The sequence below is a fragment of the Enterobacter sp. 940_PEND genome, from assembly GCF_001059415.1.
GTDB classification, from domain to species: Bacteria; Pseudomonadota; Gammaproteobacteria; order Enterobacterales; family Enterobacteriaceae; genus Enterobacter; species Enterobacter cloacae_M.
The window spans coordinates 1-836 of the sequence record NZ_JUMS01000106.1 but is presented as its reverse complement, the minus strand read 5'-3'; the positions used below and the strand labels follow the sequence as shown (position 1 = coordinate 836).

General features: G+C 65.0%; 1 protein-coding gene. It reads left to right on the top strand.

Features of this window, described 5'->3' with window-relative positions; genetic code table 11:
* The coding region (locus ADJ24_RS15075) for an Ig-like domain-containing protein (protein ID WP_048702853.1) at positions 1–836 on the top strand (836 nt) is incomplete at both ends.

Sequence of the window (836 nt, the reverse complement as noted above, 5' to 3'; positions counted from 1 at the left end):
ACCTGGTCCGTGAACGTGCCGTCCGACGTGCTGACCGCGCTGGGCAACGGCAGCCTGAGCGTGACGGCGACCGTCACCAACGGTCACGGCAATACCGGCACCGGCGAGCGCGAGATCGCTATCGACGCTAACCTGCCGGGACTGCGCGTCGACACCGTCGCGGGTGATGACGTGATCAATACCATCGAGCACGCGCAGAATCTGATCGTCACCGGTTCCAGCGACGGGCTGGCGGCAGGCACGGCGCTGACCGTCACCGTCAACGGTAAAGACTATGCGGCCACGGTGCTGGCGGACGGCACCTGGAGCGCGGCGATCCCGTCCACCGACGTGAGCGCGTGGCCGGAAGGCACCGTCAAAATCAGCGTGACCGGCGACAGCTCTGCGGGCAATCCGATCACCATCAGTCACGACGTGACGGTGGATCTGGCGACCGTTGCCATCAGCATCAACGCCATCGCCACCGACGACGTGATTAACGCGGCGGAGAAGGGCGCGGATCTGGTGCTGTCCGGTGCGACCACCAACGTGGAAGCCGGGCAGACCGTGACCATCAGCCTGAACGGCAAAATTTATAGCGCGACAGTAGACGACAGCGGCAACTGGACTTACACCGTGCCGTCTGCGGATCTGGTACACCTCAAGGACGGCGACGCCAGCGTGCAGGTGAGCGTCACCAACGTCAACGGCAACAGCGCCTCGGCGGGCCGCGAGTACAGCGTGGATGCGACCGCGCCGTCCGTGACCATCAACACCCTTGCGGCTGACGATATTCTGAACGCCGCAGAAGCGCAGTCCGATCTGACCGTATCCGGCACCACCACCGCCGAAGCGGG